Annotated in this window: 15 protein-coding genes; 13 read left to right on the forward strand and 2 right to left on the reverse strand. The window is 39.3% G+C overall.

Translation table 11 applies throughout. The annotated features are described in order from the left end of the window. Positions 1–27 precede the first annotated feature (27 nt). The 9 genes from FCL54_RS04405 to FCL54_RS04445 all read left to right on the forward strand — a co-directional run bounded on the left by FCL54_RS04405 (position 28) and on the right by FCL54_RS04445 (position 13,751). Entirely contained in the window at positions 28–1,659 is a 1,632-nt protein-coding gene (locus tag FCL54_RS04405) for an extracellular solute-binding protein (RefSeq protein WP_138123626.1), read from the forward strand. Positions 1,660–1,759: 100 nt separating this feature from the next. Beyond that, a complete protein-coding gene (locus FCL54_RS04410; protein WP_138123628.1) occupies positions 1,760–6,223 on the forward strand; it encodes a right-handed parallel beta-helix repeat-containing protein in 4,464 nt (1,487 codons plus the stop codon). Between the two features lie 110 nt (positions 6,224–6,333). After that, complete coding sequence (gene rbsD / locus FCL54_RS04415; RefSeq protein ID WP_138123979.1) at positions 6,334–6,729, forward strand: D-ribose pyranase; 396 nt, start codon at positions 6,334–6,336, stop codon at positions 6,727–6,729. Between the two features lie 15 nt (positions 6,730–6,744). After that, positions 6,745–7,377, forward strand: a complete 633-nt coding sequence (locus FCL54_RS04420; RefSeq protein ID WP_138123630.1) for a ThuA domain-containing protein — start codon at positions 6,745–6,747, stop codon at positions 7,375–7,377. 12 nt (positions 7,378–7,389) lie between these two features. Next, the gene (locus FCL54_RS04425) at positions 7,390–8,487 is read left to right on the forward strand and encodes a Gfo/Idh/MocA family protein (RefSeq protein ID WP_138123632.1); all 1,098 of its coding nucleotides are present in this window, start codon (positions 7,390–7,392) and stop codon (positions 8,485–8,487) included. Beyond that, entirely contained in the window at positions 8,488–10,938 is a 2,451-nt protein-coding gene (locus FCL54_RS04430) for a glycoside hydrolase family 38 N-terminal domain-containing protein (RefSeq protein ID WP_138123634.1), read from the forward strand. It begins immediately after the preceding gene. Between the two features lie 50 nt (positions 10,939–10,988). Continuing rightward, the gene (locus FCL54_RS04435) at positions 10,989–12,008 is read left to right on the forward strand and encodes a Gfo/Idh/MocA family protein (RefSeq protein WP_138123636.1); all 1,020 of its coding nucleotides are present in this window, start codon (positions 10,989–10,991) and stop codon (positions 12,006–12,008) included. A gap of 133 nt (positions 12,009–12,141) precedes the next feature. Continuing rightward, entirely contained in the window at positions 12,142–12,387 is a 246-nt protein-coding gene (locus FCL54_RS04440; RefSeq protein ID WP_138123638.1) for a hypothetical protein, read from the forward strand. A 290-nt stretch (positions 12,388–12,677) separates the two neighbouring features. Continuing rightward, positions 12,678–13,751 (forward strand): Rossmann-fold NAD(P)-binding domain-containing protein, encoded by a 1,074-nt coding sequence (locus tag FCL54_RS04445; RefSeq protein ID WP_138123640.1) that lies wholly within the window; start codon positions 12,678–12,680, stop codon positions 13,749–13,751. Positions 13,752–13,838: 87 nt separating this feature from the next. Here the strand turns inward: FCL54_RS04445 and FCL54_RS04450 are convergent, their stop codons facing one another. Next, the gene (locus FCL54_RS04450) at positions 13,839–15,470 is read right to left on the reverse strand and encodes a PucR family transcriptional regulator (RefSeq protein ID WP_138123642.1); all 1,632 of its coding nucleotides are present in this window, start codon (positions 15,468–15,470) and stop codon (positions 13,839–13,841) included. 116 nt (positions 15,471–15,586) lie between these two features. Between FCL54_RS04450 and FCL54_RS04455 the strand changes: the two genes are divergently transcribed. The 4 genes from FCL54_RS04455 to FCL54_RS04470 all read left to right on the forward strand — a co-directional run bounded on the left by FCL54_RS04455 (position 15,587) and on the right by FCL54_RS04470 (position 19,099). Beyond that, complete coding sequence (locus tag FCL54_RS04455) at positions 15,587–16,681, forward strand: NAD/NADP octopine/nopaline dehydrogenase family protein (RefSeq protein WP_171016679.1); 1,095 nt, start codon at positions 15,587–15,589, stop codon at positions 16,679–16,681. 145 nt (positions 16,682–16,826) lie between these two features. Beyond that, entirely contained in the window at positions 16,827–17,606 is a 780-nt protein-coding gene (locus FCL54_RS04460) for a transporter substrate-binding domain-containing protein (protein ID WP_138123646.1), read from the forward strand. 75 nt (positions 17,607–17,681) lie between these two features. Next, positions 17,682–18,350 carry an amino acid ABC transporter permease gene (locus FCL54_RS04465; RefSeq protein WP_138123648.1) on the forward strand — a complete coding sequence of 223 codons (669 nt, stop codon included), beginning with the start codon at positions 17,682–17,684 and terminating at the stop codon, positions 18,348–18,350. A 23-nt stretch (positions 18,351–18,373) separates the two neighbouring features. Next, positions 18,374–19,099, forward strand: coding sequence for an amino acid ABC transporter ATP-binding protein (locus tag FCL54_RS04470; protein ID WP_138123981.1), 726 nt, complete (start codon positions 18,374–18,376; stop codon positions 19,097–19,099). Positions 19,100–19,188: 89 nt separating this feature from the next. On the opposite strand, the gene FCL54_RS04475 is transcribed toward FCL54_RS04470, so the two are convergent. Beyond that, a complete protein-coding gene (locus tag FCL54_RS04475) occupies positions 19,189–19,476 on the reverse strand; it encodes a hypothetical protein (protein ID WP_138123650.1) in 288 nt (95 codons plus the stop codon). Positions 19,477–19,511: the final 35 nt, after the last annotated feature.

The raw sequence follows: 19,511 nt of genomic DNA on the forward strand, positions 1-19,511 counted from the left end.
TTCTAAAAAAATGGGGGAGGAAAGAATATGCACTTGAAAGGGTTAAGGTTAATGTTGTCCGTAGTGCTTATGCTTACGCTATTAACAGGCTGTTTCTTTGGTGGAGGGGGTGAGCAAAAGGTTGATAAGGAAGTTTCCGATAGTGGGAAAAGTGATGAAAAGGTAACGCTCAAAGTTTACAGACCGGCGAATGTGGTGGATCCTAAAACGGATCCGATACTTCAGGAAATTGGAAACAGACTCGGTGTTAACGTTGAAATTGTTACTGCTCCTTGGGATCAATCCAATAACAAGGTTAACCTGATGATGCAATCTCAGGAAGAAATCGATATTATTCAAGCTGAATTTCAGGCAAGTCCATGGAAACAGTGGGCTGAGGATGGGCTGATGTACAGTATCGATGAATTACTTAAAGGGAAGGAAAAGGATTTTCCATATGTGGAGTCCATCACTAAGGCTGAGAGCTTTAAAGGTTTACAAGTGGAGAATGAACGATTCTTCATTCCTGGATCTCATCACGGACAGGATACAGCTCTGTTTATCAGAAAGGATTGGCTCGAAAAACTGAATTTAGAAATGCCCAAAACAATGGATGATTTCTATAACGTTTTAAAAGCGTTTAAAGAGAAAGATCCTGATGGAAATGGAAAAGATGATACGATCGGTTTACAAGTAACAATGCCAGCACCTGATAATTTTGCTGAATTAGATCCTGTTATGCACGGGTTTGGAGGAAGTTTCGGTGGGTTCTTTGAGGATTATGTTGTTCGAAATGATAAGGTCGTTCCACTCGAAACAACGGATGATACGAAGGACGCCTTTGATTTTATGAATAAACTTTATCGTGAGGGTCTTATGAACAGGGACTTTCCAAACCTTAAAAACGTTGACCAGGGGAACGCAAAATACTTATATGCAAATAAAGCAGGAGCAATTTGGACTTCCAGGGCTTCAGAATTTGAAACAAATATCCAGAAGGTAGATCCAAATGCTAAATTAGAATTTGTTCCTCCAATTGTTGCGGACGGCCATGAGTTTATTCCGCTTCAGGGGTCTGCATGGTGGATGATGATCGGGATACCAAAGTCGTCAAAACACCCGGACGAAGCTTTGAAGTTCATTGAATTTGTAAACAGTAAAGAAGGACGTGAGCTGCTTGTCGCGGGTATAAAAGGAGAGCATTACTCAAACCTGACAGAACAAGGCATTTATGACCGAAATAAAGAAAACTGGGAAAAGGATTATGATGTAAAAGCAAACGGTTACGAATATCCACTATGGTGGGGCTTCCTAACTACTGTACATGGATATATTCCTGTTGAAGAACATGATACATTTGAAGATGCCTTAAAGAATGTCCATATGTTTGTAAGTGAGGAAGATTCAAAGAAAGAATTCAACTGGAAGACTGCTGTTGAATATGGAAGTTACTATAATGAGCCGAACCCATTTCATGCCGTATATATCGATTCTGCCCAGGACAAACGCAATACGATTCAGAATAACGTTAAAGCAGTCTATTTCTTGAAAATGATCACTGCAGATAGCGAAAAGCAGGTGAATTCACTCTGGGATCAATATATTAATGCATGGGAAGACGCAGGAGGAAAAGAAGTAATCCAGGCATATCAAGATTTTTATGATGAAAATATAAAATAACCTACAACTAAGAAAAAGCGATGAAAACAACCTTTGTCGCTTTTTCTATCTTAAACGGCAATTAACTTTGATTAAACTAGTATTTATAGGAGGAAAGCAATTGAAACAACTTAAGAAAACGATCCTGTTACTTCTTATGTTCTTGTTGGTATGTCCACCTTTCACTGGAGCGGTTGCAGATTCACCTGAGGAAACGGTCATTGACCTCTCTCATGATAGTCCAGCATCCTGGGGATATACGTTTGGAACGAAAGATGAAGTGAAACGGTGGCAAACGTTTACTGCAACCGGGAATGGAACGATTACGAATCTTGGTCTTTTGTTAAGGGAAAAAGCTGGTGAAGGACAGTTGTCTAATTTAGTCGTTGAGCTTTATAAGACAAGCAATCACCTGCCGGTTGGGGAACCGCTCAAAGCAGAGTCCATTGCCCCGCAGGAAGTAACATTCGATCAGGAATGGAAGTTTCCATTTTTATATGAGGGGCTTGAGAGTGGACAGCAATACGCAGTTGCTCTTACGCAGGCAACACTTTCTGCAGACGGAGGGATGCACAACTATTCATGGCCTGCAAAGAGTATTAATTCACAGGAGCACTTTGGGAAATTTGCAGGAGGTAAGTGGGTTGATGAGTCAGGTATAGGCGACGGTTGGCTTAAAGTATATGCAGATTTAAATCATGGAGAAGTGGTAATAAGTGAACTAGACTTGTCTGAAAAATACGTGAACTTAAAGACCGATGAAACGACTACATTAACTGCAACAGCGATTGACCAGTTTGGTGAGGAAGTAGAGGGAGCAGAATTTAACTGGAACAGTAGCGACGAGCAAATTGCTGTTGTCAGTGATGGAGAGATTACAGCTTTAGCGGAAGGAACAGCTGAAATTACAGCTACAAGTAATGGTGTAGAAGCCACTGCATCTGTAATGGTTTCGGATGCTGAAGGCGTTATTCCTGTTCCTGGAATGGAGTTAACGGAGGACACCACTTTCAAACCAGGTTTCTATGATTTTACCTCCGGTGATGGTCTCACTATCGGTAAGGATAACATCACAATTGATGGGAACGGAGCGATATTGTTAGGACCGGGAAAAGAAAGCAACGGACCGGATAGTTTTAGCGGGATAGGGCTTTTAAGCGAAGGGCATTCCGGTATTAATATCAAGAACCTTACAGTCAATGGGTTTAAGGTCGGCCTCCACGCAATCGATGGTTCGAATTGGCGGATTGAAAATAACAACTTTAGCAACAATTTTACGGATCCTGAATACGGATGGGGTGATGGTGAGGAGTACGGAGCTGTATTTCTTGAGCGCATTACAAATAGTGTTATCTCTCAAAACAAAGGTAACAACGTATGGAACGGATTGAACTTAAAGTACAGTGATGGAAATAAAGTAACGAATAATGATTTTTCTCACACGACGAATGTTAGTTTAAAGATGTGGAACGCTTCAAATAATGAAATAGTCGATAATAACTTTAGCTATGGAATCAGAATTGCTCCTGGTGAAGTGCATGCAAGGGACTCTACCAGTCTCTTAATGGAATCAGGATCAAATGAAAATAAACTCATTCGAAATGACTTTACGCATGGGGGAGACGGGATTTTCATCCGTGTATTGAATGGGTGGGTAAGTACAGGTAATTATTTTGAGGAAAACGATGCTTCTTATGCTAACAATAATGCTGTAGAAAGCTGGTCTCCAGGTAATACGTATGTAAGGAACAAAGCGAACCATTCCAGTTATGGTTTTTGGCTGGGCGGGTCTGACGATACCGTGTTAATTGAAAATGAAGCAGCATTTAACGGGATTGACTTTAATAACGCTCCAGAAGCTTTTGGGAATGCGGGCATAGCTGTTGTTAATGGTGCAAGCAGCCACTTTAAGCTGGTAGGCAACCATATCCATGATAACAATGGCCCGGGAGTAGCGATCCGTTATAACGAGGATTACCCGGCGTATCACTGGGTGATACAGCAAAATACCATTGAAAATAATAAGAATGATCCAAGGGGATACAAGGGACATGGTATTTATATCAAGAATGCGAAGTGGCTGGATATAGCAGGGAATAACATTAGCGGAAATGAAGGAGAACCTATTCACATTGACTCGAATGTATCGGATGTTTTTCAGCGAGAAGCATCCATTGATGATACGGCGCCGGTTGCCGAAGCAACTCTTTCTTCTACAACCGTTACCGTTGGTGAAACTATTACATTTGATGCAACCTCAAGTACAGACCCAAAAGGTGCAGAACTGGGGTACAGATGGGATTTAGGTGACGATACGATTGAACGGTCAGCCATTGTCGATCACACTTACAGTCGGCCCGGGTTTTATCGTGTTGGATTAACAGTTAATAACGGTAAGCTAGCCGACCTGGCGTTCTTCAATGTTTATGTAGTTGAAAAAGGTGAGGAAATCGGTTCTGACCAAACTGCTTCGAAATGGGAGCTGGATTCTGACAAAGGAGAGCTTTCTCTCGATGAAAGCCAATCTATACAGGGTGATCATTCGATAACGGTAAAAGCCAGGGAAGGAACAACACATCAACTAACATATCCTGCATCAAAGAATTTGGCGATCGATGCTAGTAAGGAAGACCAACTATCATTCTGGATAAAATACCATTCGGAATATGGTGGGGATCAAAGCAATAGAAAACCGGTTGTTCGATTAATGCAGGATGAAAATAACTATATCGAATATACACCAAATCAGGCCTATTTGGATCAACTTTACGCCCCGATCAGTGAACAGCGATATGGATGGAAGCGCTTGATTGTCCCTCTTCATGAAAGTAACGGAGAATGGACTGTAGAAACAGTTGGAGAGCCTTCCCTGGATTCTATAGATTACCTTGAATTTGGGGAGGGACCAAGTACAAGTGGTATCTCCGAATTCTGGATCGATGGTATCCAATTGCAAAAGCAACAGACACATCTGGACCGGTTTGTAGATATTGCTAAAAATACTTCACAGGAAGGGTTCCCTAAACCTATATCTTCAATAGAGAACGGCGAAAACTCTGATATGTTTGCGCCATTAAATGGAGATCATGATTTTGACGGAAGCAATACAGAGATGTGGAATAGTTTATCAGGAGAGAACGATCATGAAGAAGATTGGTACGGAGTTGAATTTGGAAGTTTAAGAGAATTAAACCGCATCGATGTTTATTTTTATCATAATCCAAGTGGTTCTATAATAGATGATAACCTGTGGAAACCAAAGGATTATCAAGTAGAATACTGGGCTGGAGACGGATGGAGGAAAGTGTTTCAACCAAAATGGAAGCACAATAAACCACAGCCTAACCTGAACAGAATAGAATTTTTAAAAGTGAAAACGTCAAAAATACGTGTGAAAGTAGATCAGGAGGAAGGGAAGCAGACGGGAATCTATTCCTTTGAGGCATACAATACAACAAATGCAGCAGCAAATCGTTATGGTGAACGTGTTCCTGTCGTGAAGGCAAGATCTTCAGTTTCAGAGAATATTACATTAAACGAAGTAGGTTTCTTATTAAACGAAAAAGGAACAAACTTAAGTGATATTAAACTGGAGCTTTATAACACTGAGGAAAATACACCTGTCGGAGATCCATTAGAAATTGTTACTGTCACCAGGGATAATCTAAATGCGGGCGAGGAAACAAAAGCGGAATTCAACTTTGAAGGATTGGAGCCTGGTAAACAGTACGCAATTGCTATTACGCAGGATATTATTGCTGCAAACGGACTTGAGGATCACTATCGCTGGCCTACAAGAAGTGCAGATTCAACGGAACACTTTGGAAAATTTGTTCGAGATAACTGGGTGGACGAATCGTTCCTTGGAATGGGCTGGTTGAAACTATATACTTCTCAGGGGCTGATTGATTATTCCTTTGAAAACCCTGGATCAGGAGGATATGGCGTTGGCCACGTGGACGAGGAAAAAAGATGGCAAACATTTACCATACCAACTGATGCTGTTTGGGAAGTAATTGATGGCTCTATCCAGGAAAGTAATGGATGGGAATCAAAACGTTCAGATTCTGGCCAAGATTGGGTAGAGGTAGAATTTAATAAGGAGAAAATAGTTTATAAATCAAATCTCTTCCTTGATAAAGTAAAAGGAAACTCTTCGCTCCCGGAAGCTTACCAACTTCAATACTGGAAAGACAATGGTTGGCGGGACATTGATAGATTTTATAAAACACCTATCAAAGCAGGACTAAACACCGTGTTCTTTAAGCCGGTTAAAACATCAAAAATGCGTGTTCTAGTATCTTCTGCGACAGAAAATATTCACATTAATGAATGGGAAGTGATTGAACTTAAGATTAGCGGATTAAATGAGATCAAAGATAAAGTTAACCTTGCTTATGATACAAATCTGATAGATTCAAAAGGGTTAACAAGAAGTATTGAGTCCAGGCTTAATAAGCTTGAAAAGAAACCAGATAAAAAAACGTTAAAAGCACTGGAGAACCATATAAGAGCACAAAAGGGCAAACATATTGACGAAGAATTTGCGGTTGAATTACTTTGCCTGCTAGATACCCTTCGCTAGAGCACGGATTATAGAGGAGGCAGGAGACGATAGCTCTGCCTCCTTTCTTAATGAAAATAGTAGTAAAACAAAAAGAGATGAAAGATATTATTTTAGAAAGGGTGGAATACTTGAAAAAAAATGGTGTGCTTAATAGTGAGATAGCGGCTGTTTTAGCAGGGAGCGGTCACACTGATTCGATTGTAATTTGTGATTGCGGTTTACCAATTCCGGAAGGGCCAAAGAAAATCGATTTATCTGTAAAGGTTGGCAGCCCTTCATTTCTTGAAGTTTTTAAAACAATTTTAGATGATTTCCAGGTGGAAAAAGTAATTCTGGCCAAAGAAATTAAAGCGTTCAATACTACTATTCTTAATGAAATTTCTGATTCGTTTTCGGATGAAGAGATCCAGTTTGTGGCCCATGAACAATTCAAGGAGTTAACAAAGAATGCAAAAGCTGTCATTAGAACCGGGGAAGCAACACCATATGCGAATATTATCCTTCATTCAGGTGTCATTTTTTAAGGAGGATCTTTAATTATGAAAAAGGATGCCCTCATAATTTCTGGCGGGTGGGAAGGCCATTCACCGGAAGAATTTACAGAATGTTTTAAAAATATATTAGAAGAACAAGATTTCCAGGTTAGTACAATAAATAGCCTCGATTTGAAAGATTATGAAAAACAGTTGAAATGTGTGGATTTAATAATCCCTAACTGGACGACGGGGAGAATTTCTTTCGATTCTCTTACTCTATTGCTAGAAGCGGTTCAAGAGGGAGCGGGTCTCGCGGGAATACACGGGGGGATGGGTGATGCTTTTCGAGAACAAACGGAATACCAGTATATGGTAGGCGGCCAGTTCGTAGCACATCCTGGAGGTCAAAATGTTGTTTATGAAGTGACGATCAAAGATCATGAGCATGAAATAACAAAGGGAGTGGCAGGGACTTTTACTGTTAATTCAGAAATGTATTATATGCATGTTGATCCGGGTAATCACGTTATCGCTTCCACGAAGCAAAAAAATGGTGAAATGCCTGTAGCGTGGGTAAAAAAGTATGGAGAAGGAAAGATATTTTATTGTTCGGTAGGGCATACTCCCTCCGATTTAACAGAAAGGAATCTGTACCAGTTAATCAAGAATGGCTTTTTATGGGCAAGTAATAAATAAAAGGAGGATACAATGCTAGAAAAAACAGGCGTTGGAATTATCGGCTGTGGAAACATAAGTTCTGTATATATTACAAATTTCATTCAAATGGAAGAGGTAGAGCTTGTAAGTGTTGCAGATTTAGATATGAAAAAAGCTGAACGAAGAGCAAAAGAATTTAATATAAAAAATTTTGAGGCTCCACAGGATCTTATTTCTCGAAGTGATATCGACATCATTGTGAATTTGACCACTCCTGAAGTACATGCAGAAGTCATAGAGAATGTTCTCCTTCATGGAAAGCATGTATATGTTGAAAAGCCGCTAGCTGTTGAACTCGAGGATGCACAAAAAGTAATAGATCTTGCAAGAAGAAAACAAATACGGATAGGATGTGCCCCTGATACTTTTTTGGGAGGGGCAGCGCAGACCTGTAGAAAAATAATAGATAACGATGAGATTGGCATGCCGATTGGTGCGCATGCATTTATGTTATGTCCGGGACATGAATCATGGCATCCTGACCCTGGCTTTTATTATGCTAGAGGAGCCGGGCCTTTGTTTGATATGGGACCTTATTATCTAACCAATCTAATCGCATTATTCGGAAGTGTGCAAGGAGTTGTAGGAATGGCAAAAAAAACGTATGATTATCGGAAGATTAAGAGCAAACCAAGATTTGGAGAAAAAATAAAAGTAGAAACGCCGACCCACATAAACGGGATTCTGAATTTTTCAAATGGCATGACTGCCTCGTTGACGACAAGTTTTGATGTATGGCACACAACCCTCCCGTATATAGAAGTTTATGGAACGAAAGGAACAATGCTTATTCCGGATCCCAATAGCTATGGCGGTGAAATAAAAATTAAGAAGGAAGGAGATTCTGATTGGAAGAGTGTACCGATTGAGTTTCCATACACAGAAAACGACAGGGGAATCGGAGTTCTAGATCTGATTCGGAGTATTAAAAGGAAAGTAAAGCATCGAGCCAATGCAAGTGTTGGCATGCATGTTCTTGAAATTATGCATGGATTAATCAAGTCTGCCGAAGAAAAGAAGTTTGTTTCTATTAATAGTACATGTGAAAGGCCGCCAATAATGGACGATGTAACTAAAGGAGGACTATAAGTGAAAAAAGCACCTTTTTATTATTTCTTTTGTAATCATTGGACACAGGGAGGAATTGGATTTGCGTTCCCTACAGGCTGGTATAACGGAAAGAAATATAACCGAACTTTTTCTACTGTGTATACCATTCATAAGATGTTAGATGCCGCAGATAAGTATCCTGGATTAAAAGTATCGATGGAATTGGATGCTTATGCGTATGAAGAAGTTGAAAAAGAAGACCCGGGCTGTATAAAGCGATTAAAGAAGTATATTAAAGAAGAGAAAGCCGCGGTTGATGGAGGTACATATGGACAGCCTTTTGGACAGGACTATGGCTGGGAACCAAATATAAGACAATTAACATATGGAAGAAAAACAGTTAAAGAGGTATTGGACTATGATGTTCGAGCTTTTTTAGTTGAAGAACAATGGTTTCACCCTCAAATGCCACAAATACTAAAAAAGAGCGGTTTTGAATATGCATCATTACAAAACCAGAATTCTGGACAGGTGAAGCCTTTGAATAAATCCATGATACTTTGGAAAGGAATTGATGGGATTAAGATCCCTTCCATTCCTGCGAATGATCTAATGGTTTCCTGTGTCAGGCAATATACTGGATACGATGGGTATAAAGAAAGACTGCAAGATTATGAGCGGCCGCTATTGTTTCAGTGGGTTGAAATATGGCCGCCGGGAATGGACTGGGGAGCAAGTGTAGAACCATTTGAGAAAGCGATAAACCAGGTTGAAGAATGGGGTGGAAAACCTGTCACATTACAGGAATATTTTGACCTTGAGATAGAAGGGAGAAATCTGGAGGAAATTTACATCCCTCTAGATCAATCCAACTATACAAACAATTGGTATCAAGGCGGTGGCTGGGGATATGATGGTGATCAAGTCATTATGTGGGACCAAAAAGCTGAACAGGCACTACTTGCTTATGAATCGTTTTCAGCAGTTCAACATATAGATACCCAGGTAGATAATAGTGCAGAAATAGAACGTCTATGGAAGCATTTGCTGATTTTGCAAAACCATGATTTTTCTGTCGCGCGTAGTTATCGTGCTATTACAGAAGAAGGACTCACAACAGAAGCAGGATCGTACGGTATAGCGAAATACAAAGAGTTAACCTCAACATGTTTGTATGGTATAGATAAATTTTTTCCTGAAAAGATAGGAAACCATTTAGTGGTTTCTAATTATAATGGCGTCATGAAACAAAAGGCAGTTCCTTTTGAAATTGAATCAGCAGAAAGCAACATCTCCCTGGAGCAGGATGGAGAAGATATTCCGTTTTATATTACGGATAATAATGGTGGGAAAATAAGCGGAATAATGGTTCCGAAAATGCCGGCTCTGGGATATTCCACAGTAACAATAAAGAATGGGAAAGGAGAAAATTTCTCTAGCGTTCAGACAGGGGAAGATTGGATTGAAGATGAAAATTTCATGATAAAATGGAGAAAAGGATCATGGAATATTGAAATCTATAACAAAAATAATGATCAAAGGGTAGACTTCACCGGTTTTACAGGGCCAATAGGCAAACAAAATGAACATGGGGGACCATTTCCAGCGTTAAGCCCGGCGCATGAAGTGTTTACTTTTGCTTTTGATGGTACTACGCATTGTCCTGATCAGCTCTCTCTTTCTCGCATACAAGCAGAAATAGAATCATCGAATTCTTTAGAAAGTACTCTGAAGCTGCATTGTGACTTACTGACACTCCATACAACAGAAACACCGGTGGCTTTTGCTGAATCTAGAGTAACGATAAATCACATTACGAATGAAGTGAAGTGCCAGTCTTATTTGTATACGGGTGTATACCTCTCCGTACAGGCACATGCAGTATTTAACCATTCACTGAATGAGGCGGAATACTATCGTGACTTTCCATTTGGTGAGGAAAGGACCGAAAAGAATGAAGGGTACGCTAATTCATACGTAAGAGTGCAAAATGAACAGAAAGGGTTTACATTAGTTCATCCAGGAGTGCAAAGAATAGAGTTACAAAGGGACCATGATAAGGGAGCTGTCAAACATTTATTAGCCCGGGATAAGATATTCGGAGAGTATGAATGGACTTTTTCCCTCCATTTTGGCAAACATGAGCCCCATGAAAGTGCCAGGCTTTCAAAAGCCGACCGTGCGTTAGTTGTTGTGAAACAAACAGAAAAACCTAAAACAAATGAGTTTTTAGCTATTGAAGACGATCGTTTGATCATGTCTTCTTTCTCAAAGCAATCCGAGTGTTACTTTCTTAGGATAGTTAACTATTCAAATGAAACATTACAAAGGAAGACAATCTCCTTACCTAATCATTTTACAAAATTTCAAGAAGTGGATTTTGAGGGTAATCTCCTTGCAGATGTGAATTTTACCGTAAAGGATTCTTGTACACAATTAGTTCTAGATTTTTCACCGTGGGAAATAGTGACCTTAAAATGCATGGTTTGATCTTTCTTTAAGGGATTTACTTTTATTTGAGAGAAGAGAGGAGGGTTTTTTTGCTTAATGTTGCTTTGTTAAGTAAATGGCATGTTCATGCTGATGATTATGCCAGCCAGGCTGTGAAAAACAAGAGTGTTTCAGTTAAATTAGTTTGGGATGAAGATAGTAAACGGGGAAACGAATGGGCGGAGGAGTTAGGAGTTCCTCTTGAACCCGATTTGGAAAAAGTTTTAAGAAATCCAGAGATTGATGCAGTTATCATAACCTCGCCAACCAGTTTGCACAAAAGCATTATATTGGCAGCTGCCGACCATAAGAAGCATATTTTCACTGAAAAAGTTTTAGCTTTTACGGTGAAAGATTGTGATGAAATCTATGATGCCGTAAACAGAAATAATATTCAACTAATGGTTTCTCTCCCTAAGTTAACAGATAATTATTTTCTCTTTGCCCAGAGAGTAGTAGAAGATGGCATACTCGGTCGATTAACCTCCGTCCGATGTAGAGTTGCACATAATGGAGGTATACCGTTTGAAGGGAATCCTTATGGATGGCTTCCCTCTCATTTCTTTAGCTTAAATGAAACAGGAGGAGGTGCACTGATTGATCTTGGGGCACATCCAATTTACCTGGTGAATAGGCTTGCTGGAAAAGCGAAAGCAGTGACAGCTGTTTTTCAACATGTTTTTGGACATGAAGTAGAAGACAGTGCAACGGTAACTGTTGAGTACGAATCAGGCATCATCGGTTCAATCGAAACAGGGTTTGTGACCAGCTTTAGTCCGTTCCAGTTGGAGCTTTATGGTACAGATGGGGCCCTTATGATAGAAAACGAGAAAATCCGTTATAAGAACAAGCGGGATAATGCACAGTGGCAAATTCCAGATCAACTGCCAGCCCCTTTACCTATGCCCTTCACACAATGGGTGAATTCGATTATAAATAACGAACCAACCTCTATAAAAAAGGAAGATGTTCAAAATCTTACCTTGATTAACCAGGCCGCATCCCTTTCGAATAAACAAGGGCGGCGAGTCCAAGTTAGTGAAATAGAAAAAAAAGGAGGATTTTTTTAACACCAATGAATTTGTTTATCCGCTGGCCAGTTTCTTGAAATGATATGTTTATCTTTCTTTTTCAATAAAAGAGTTTTGTTAAAGAACAGACTAAGGACACTCTGCAGAAGGGTGTCTTTAGTCATTCGAACCAATGTTTATAATGCTAGTGATCGTTTATGGAATCTCGCTATCTGTTATCGTAGATGTTGCGACAAAGCATCCGAAAACCAGAACGGTGAATTCTTTTTTTATTCATATCTTTGGTGCGCTACCATGGGTGGTTATAGGGTTTTATGGTCTGATCGGACATTACGCATTTCCGATTGTAATGGTATTTTTTGTGGTGGATGAAATTGGTTTATTTTTAGTTGGATTTTTCGCGAGGAGAGACGGTTGATCAAAATAATTATATATAAGACATTTAAAATACAGAAGGAGCTGTTTCATAATTGTCTGACTCTCTCCGTTTGACATAAGTTCTTCTATAAGATGTGTTAGAGGTGTCAGACACTTTGCTTTTAAGTCAGATTTCTTATCCTTTTGTATAAAAAAGCACTTTCCTTTTCTTTTTTTTGTAAATATTAAACTGAATAGTATTTCTTTTATAATGGCATAAAGGTTGAGAATAGGGAGGCTACCGATATCAATATCAATGATTCTAAAATAAGAACGATAGGATTTCCTATAATGGACAAAGAGCAGGGAGAGAAGAGGGATTTTCTGCCTGACTTCTTTGCAGATTTTATTAACTATGACACTTCCGTTTATTTGGAAAAAGGATATGGGGAGAAACTGGGTTACATAGAAGAAGATTATTTACAAGTGAATCCGAATATAAGTTTTGTGAAAAGAGAGGAAGTATTTAATAAAGACTTGATTGTTGTTATTCGTTCGCCAGAGTATGAATGGATCAAACAAATGAAACCTAATTCTTCACTGCTGTCGATGCTGCATTACGAGACTCGTCCGGCGCTGTTAAAGCTTTTAAAAGAGAAAAAGATTAACGCTTTTTCCCTTGATTCGATCGTCGACGATGATTTTAAAAGGATGATGGTAACCTATGAAATGACGGCTTATGGCGGTGTCTATCATGCATTAGAACATATCGATAAGAGTAAGGTTGATAACCGGCCGTTAAAAGTAACAATTATGGGGCTGGGCAATCTTGGAGTAGAAGCGGGAAGGTGCTTTTCCAGACTCTACAACGAATTTAATCTAAAAGAAAAAAATATTCATGGTGTTAGAGTGGAATATCTGGAAAGAGAAATAACTCCTTTTAAAGAGGAGTTGAAAGCGATCTTTGAAGAGACTGATATTCTAGTAGATGCGACCAAAAGACCCGACCCTGAGAAGGTCATTATTCCAAACAGCCTATTAAACTATTTGCCTGAGCATGCTGTTGTTCTTGATTTAACGGCAGATCCGTATGAAGAAAAGAATGGGGTCCAACAGGGAAAAGCGATAGAAGGACTCCCCCATGGAAATATTGATGAATATGTATTTCCGGTTTCCCATGGGAAATGGAATGAGCTTCCTGGATATGTAGATTCAGACAACAGACGACTTGCGATAAGCTGCAATGCCTGGCCTAGTGTGACCCCTGACAAATGTATGGAAGTGTACGGCAAGAAGATACGTCCGTTTATTGATGTCTTGCTAAGGAACGGAACCAGTTTAGATGCACACTCGAAGGACTTGTATGAAAGAGCGCTTTATCGTTCAACGATTCCTTATTTTGAAAAGCAACTAACTGCTATATAAAAAGTAATAAGCTGACTCAAAATGGCCTGGCTTTCTCCTTTAACAAGGCGTTGGAGGACAGAACCATTTAGCAGAGTCAGCTCTTATTTATTTCGGTAACGGAAGGCTTGCGTTTGATTGTTCTTCAAACATATGATGTATAAGCAGTGCAAGCTCTACCTCCAGGCGATCATTAAAATCGAGCAAATCGCGATTAATCATAGATTCTATTTTATTGATCCGGTACTTTAAGGTGTGCCGATGAATAAAAAGGGCGTCCGCAGCATCATTGGATTTCATTTTTTTCATATATACAATCAGCGTTTCCAGTAAATCTGGATGTTTTAAAAGTTCTCCCAATGTTCGCTTATAAAAGTCGCATAAAATTTCAGGGCTCTGGTCGAGAAGTGGGAGTAAAAGTTTATAAAGTCCCAGATCATTGTAATGAAGGCACTTTTCTTTTTTCCACACTGAGTCAATGATGGAAAGGGTTTCTTGAGCTTCCCTGTAGGAACGCTTGTAATCGATAAATTCTTTATAATAGTTTCCAATAGCAGTAGATAGTGTTACCTGATAGTTGCTTTTCGCCGCCTGAGAAATAGCTTTAAATACTTTCGCAAGACTCACACGGTGGGGGTGCGGATTGGAAATAAGTAGAACATACTTATCGCTGAATAGCTTGAAGAGCACGTTTAATCCATTTTCTTTTAAACGTTTTAACATAAGCTGAAGAACTTTAACGTCGGTCTCCGGTTCTTTTTTCTTTACATCAATATAGTCATTAATGGAAACGATCGACACGCACGTTTCATACGTTCCAATTTTATAACCGAGTGCTTCGCCTTTTGAGTAGATTTCGAGAGCATCTTTTTCATCACCGGTTAATAGCTGCTCAACAAAATCTGCCTGCAGCTTGTCTTCTTTTTCTTTTAAACTGGATATCTTAATGAATTCGAGCGCACAAATGGTCGAGGCGTGCTGGATTGCAATTTCTTCAAATTCATTAAAAGGCTGGGATTTTAAGGCGACAAAGTATCCATACACCTGCTGTTTGGAACGAATGGGTGCAATAAACAAATATCCCTCGTCCAGTTTTATAGATTTATAAGTGGAGATTCCTCTATCAAACTCTTCTTTAAAGCTGTATATTAGATTGAAAATTATTTCTGAGTCAATTGAAAATGGGCCCTGCGCAGATGTGAAGAGCTCGTTCGTGTTATGGTCATACACTTTTAGCTGCTGGCCGATCAATTCGCTTATCGTGCTTGTGATCAATTGTATCCCCTGGCCTTTTAGGGCTATATCCGTGAGCTGTTTGTATAGCCGCTCAGAGAAATGGATTTTCTCAAATTGCTTGTTCATGATGTATTTATGTATAACTTTTGTTATTTCAGAAAAAGTGACTTCCTTGGATATTTCGATAACTGGAAAGTTGTAGTCGTTTCCATATTGGATTAAAGCTTCTGGAATTTCTTCTAAATAATAACCGGTCTGTATGACGATGCCTGATAATCCTTGCCGTACTAAATTAGGAATGAGCGTGTCTTTTAGAAATTCATTAGAAACCAGGTCAAATGCAGTTGTCATTAACAATTCGCCGCTTTCTAATTGATCTAAATCTTCAAGAACTTCGAAGATTGTAACCCATCTAATCGACCTGCTTTGTCCTTTGTCCCCTGCAACTAATTTTGCTTTATTAAATGTTGGAAGAGACAACATTTCTTTAATGGTAATGGCCATATGTACCAAATCCTTTTCAGAAAATTCTATAATTATGATACCATGTAATTACTGGATTATCCAAATGGATAAAAGATTTTAGAGTGTAAATAGATCTTTGTTAGAGGTGAATAATGATGAAAATACTGATTATTGGAGCAGGTGCAGGCGGAGTTACAGCTGCAGCTGATTTGCTGTCACAGGGCTTTGACGTTTCCGTCTATGAATTGCCAGAATTTCAGCAGAACCTGTTTACTATGATTAAAGCTGGAAAAATAAAAGTAATAGGAGAGAGGAACTTTATTAGTCCTATTCCCGATATTAAGAATACGATTGAGGATGCGATGGAAGAAGCTGACTCGGTGTTAGTAATGACACATGCATCTTCCCATATACAAATAGCAAGTTTGATTGCTCCGCATATAAAGGATGGGCAATCGGTGGTTCTGGTTCCTGGATACACTGGTGGGGCTCTTGTTTTTGAAAAGGTTTTTAAACAGCAAGGAGTCCGGGCTTCTTACATACTTGCGGAGACGAACACATTGCCTTATGCATGCCGAAAAATAGCCGGTGAATCTGCTGTCTTGATGAAGCTTTATGTGGAGAAATTTCTTGTTTCCGCATTCCCTGCCAGTAAAAATGAAGAATTTTATAGTGCTTTTAAACAAATTTATCCGAATGCTGTCTTAACAGAAGACGTTCTTGCGACTGGATTTAACAATGGAAATCCCGTATTAAACGTAGCACCTGTTGTGTTTAATGCAGGGAGAATCGAACACGCACACGGAGAATATTATCACTTTCAAGAGGGCGTCACTCCATCTGTCGCAAGGGTGTTGGAGCAAATAGATGAGGAAAGAATGAAGGTGGGCCGCCATTATGGCATTGATGTGATTCCTTATCTTGAGAGAGTTATAGAAACGGGCTATGTGAAAACGAACGATACATGGTATGACATGATCTCTACAAGTCCACATTTATCTGCGAAGGGACCAAACGACCTTGATCACCGATATCTTACCGAAGATGTTCCATTCGGATTGGTTCCATGGATTGCATTAGCACGAAAAGCAAATATTAAGGTAGACTTGATGGAATCGCTAGTTCATTTGAGCTCGGCTTTAAAACAAGAAAATTATTTAGTGGCCGGGCGCAAGTTGGAAGAGATGGGAATTGAAAACCTTTCGAGGGAAGAGATTAAACACTATTTACAAACAGGCAGAATGGAATAATACTCATTCTTTATTCTAATCATTATCCAATTGTATAAAAAAACCCCTGTATTTTTTAGAAATTGTTTATATGTTTAAATTTCAGAATTTTTTATAATTTACATAGAACATTAACAAAGGGAAAACTTTAAGGGGGAATAGTACATTGAAGAAAACACTTCTTGTTTTGCTAACGGTTTTGGTAAGTGTAATGCTGGGAGCTTGTTCATCAAAAGAATCAGGTTCTGAGGCTAAGTCGACGCTTGAAAAGATTAAAGCAGAAGATGAAATCGTTGTTGCAATGGGTGGAAGATACCCGCCGTTTAACTATATGAACAAAGAGAATGAACTCGATGGGTTTGATGTTGATATTACAAAAGAACTTGCGAAACGCCTTGGCGTGGAAGAGAAAATCGTATCTACTGAATGGGATTCGATCATTGCAGGTTTAAACGGTGGAAAGTTTGACATCATCCTGGGCAGTATGGCAATTACAGATGAGCGCCAGAAAAAAGTTGATTTTGTTCACTATTATACTTCAGGCGCAGCCGTCATTTTACCAGAAGGATCGGACATAAAAAGCGCTGATGAATTAAAGGGAAGGACCGTTGGAGTAGGCTTAGGGACAACCTATGAAGAGAAGGCGAGAGAGCTTGGAGCAGATGTGAAAACATACAGTTCAAGTACCGATGCATTTACAGATATGATGAACGGTAGAGTAGATGCAGTAATTTCGGACAAGCTTCTTTCAACCTTTGCTATTCAAGAAAAAGGATATCCTTTCCATACTCTGGACAAATTGCTATACGAAGAGAAAATGGGAATTGCAGTTCGAAAAGATGACAAAGAACTTAAAGAAGAAATCCAAAAAATCATGGATAACATGATGGAAGATGGAACCTATGCCAAAATCAGCGAGAAAACATTCGGAGAAGATATCAGATAATGAAAATTCAGCGTTGGTTTATCTATGCAGTGCGATAGGCTTCGCACTGCTTTTGTTTTATAAGGAGGGAAAATCATGCAGTTTGATATAACAATCGTATTCGAATACATACCATTTTTGCTGGAAGCAGCATTGTTAACAATAGAGATCTCCATTTTAGCTATATTGGTTTCAATAATAGTCGGACTTATTATCGCATTTTTTAAAATATCAAAATTTCGTATTCTCCAGAAGATATCAGATTTTTATATTGAAATGATTCGGGGAGTCCCCTTGCTTGTGCAGCTTTATGTTATTTATTTCGGGCTCCCGCAGATTGGAATCGAGTTTGACGCATTCACAGCCTCTGTATTAGGGCTTGGTTTTTATGCAGCGTCTTATGTAGCAGAAATTTTCAGGGGAAGCATCCAGGCAATTCCGTTTGGCCAGATGGAAGCAGCCCGTTCCCTTGGGATGAGTTATTTTAAAGCGATGGAAAAAGTGATTCTGCCTCAAGCATTAAGGCATAGCCTTCCTCCACTCGGAAACCAATTTATTATTACTTTGAAAAATTCATCTCTTTGTTCCGTTATTACGGCAAATGAATTAATGCATAGTACGTCCAGGTTCGCGAGTGTCAACTTCGCATTTCTTGAGTTCTTATTGGTTGCATCAGTCATCTACTTCGTTATGACATTTACAATTTCTAAGCTCGTTAATCTAATGGAAAGAAAACTTTCAGTTGGCGAGAGAAGGAGTCTATAATGGTCGAAACAGTAAAACAGCCGATAATTAAAGTGGAAAACCTGAATAAGAAGTTTGGTGATCTGGAGGTTCTCAAAGAGATTAATCTGGATATTTATCCTGGAGAAGTGGTCGTTATCATCGGTTCAAGTGGTTCAGGAAAAAGTACCTTGCTCCGTTGCTTAAACCAGCTTGAAACGCCGACCGGGGGAAAAATCTTCCTCGAAGATAAACAGGTGAACACTGAGGAGACAAACATTAACAAAGTAAGGCAAGAACTTGGAATGGTATTCCAACAGTTCAACTTATTTCCCCATATGACAGTGTTGGAAAACATTATGGTTTCTCCCGTTTCTGTTGCAGGAAGGCCAAAAGACGAAGTGAAACAAAAAGCACTAGAGCTGCTAGAAATGGTAGGAATGAGTGAAAAGAAAGATCAATATCCTTTGATGCTGTCAGGAGGGCAGCAACAAAGGGTGGCGATTGCCAGGGCCCTTGCAATGAACCCGAAAGTGATGTTATTTGATGAACCAACATCTGCACTAGATCCAGAACTTATCGGTGAAGTCCTGCAAGTTATGAAAAAACTGGCGAAGGACGGAATGACAATGGTGGTCGTAACGCATGAAATGGGCTTTGCGAGAGAAGTGGCCGACCGGGTATGCTTTATGGACAACGGCTATATCGTCATGGACGATTCACCTGAAAAAGTATTTTCAGACCAGCATGATAACGATAGGCTGCATTCCTTTTTGAGGAATATAGGATAGCTAAAATAGTGCTATTAAAATAGTGCCAGGCACCATTCGTGGACATTTGTCCACGAGCGGTGCCTGGCACGTCTTTTGGAAGGTCTTTACTAATGATGGAGACTTCTATAACGAAAAAATGTGACAAGTGAATGGATAAGAAAAAACATCGAAAAGATAATCAGTACAGTAGATAAAGTACTTAAAGGGTGAATATCTCCAGCCCACAAAACATCAATCAATACAATAAAAGAAAAGTAGTTTAAAACGATTACGATAATGGCGAGATACTTAACCCGGCTTCTTCTTTGTAGAACATAAAGAATGATTGGCAAGATATAAAAAGCAATTAACAGGAGAAGCATTTGATAGTCCCTTTCATTGTGGTTTTTTCTCATTACTTCTTCCAATTTTACCAATTTCCTTCTTTAAA

Source organism: Exobacillus caeni (assembly GCF_005747095.1).
GTDB classification, from domain to species: domain Bacteria; phylum Bacillota; class Bacilli; order Bacillales; family Guptibacillaceae; genus Exobacillus; species Exobacillus caeni.